The sequence below is a fragment of the Collimonas sp. GW821-FHT02H07 genome, assembly GCF_059421505.1.
The window spans coordinates 1-827 of record NZ_JBWKVC010000050.1 but is presented as its reverse complement, the minus strand read 5'-3'; the positions used below and the strand labels follow the sequence as shown (position 1 = coordinate 827).

Sequence of the window (827 nt, the reverse complement as noted above, 5' to 3'; positions counted from 1 at the left end):
GTCCAGTTCCACTGGGACCGCATCGGCAACAACGACGAACGCAGCTCGGCCTGGGTACGTGTGGCCAGTTCCTGGGCCGGCGGCGAGCTGGGCGCCAAATCGATTCCGCGCGTCGGCTCGGAATGCCTGGTGCAATGGCTAGACGGCAATCCCGACCGCCCCATCGTCACCGGCAGCGTCTACAACCAGCGCAACATGCCACCCTGGAAGCTGGCGACCCAGCAGTCCTTGATGGGCTTCAGGAGCCGCGAACTGACGCCCAACGGCGGCAACCAGGCTGGCGGCAGGAGCAACCACCTGATCCTGGACGACACCAACGGCAAGATCCAGGCCCAGCTGAAAAGCGATCATCAGCATAGCCAGCTGAGTTTGGGTAGCATCACGCGGATTGAAGACAACGCCGGGCGCAAGGATGCGCGGGGCGACGGCTGGGAACTGCGCACCGATGGCCATGGCGTGGCGCGTGCGGCCAAGGGGATGCTGATCACTACCGAGGCACGCAACAGTGCCGCCTCCCACATCAAGGATATGGGCGAGACTGTGCAACGGCTAACCTCTGCGCGCGACCAGCATGAGTCGCTGGCGGATGCGGCGCAGCAGGCTGGGGCGCAAGACAAGCAGGGGCAGCAGGCGGATGTCGTACAAATCCTGAAAACACAGAATGATGCGATCAAGGGGCAGGGCGCAAGTGAAGAAGGCAGCTTCCCGGAATTGTCGGCTCCCCATTTAGTACTGGCCAGTCCTGCCGGTATCGAAACCACCACCAGCGGCAGCACCCATATCGCCAGTGACCAGAACACGGCCATCACGACCGGCAAGAGCTTGTC

Annotated in this window: 1 protein-coding gene; it reads left to right on the top strand. The window is 63.1% G+C overall.

The window, feature by feature from the left end:
• The coding region (gene vgrG / locus AC07V8_RS25760; RefSeq protein ID WP_494681214.1) for a type VI secretion system tip protein VgrG at positions 1-827 on the top strand (827 nt) is incomplete at both ends.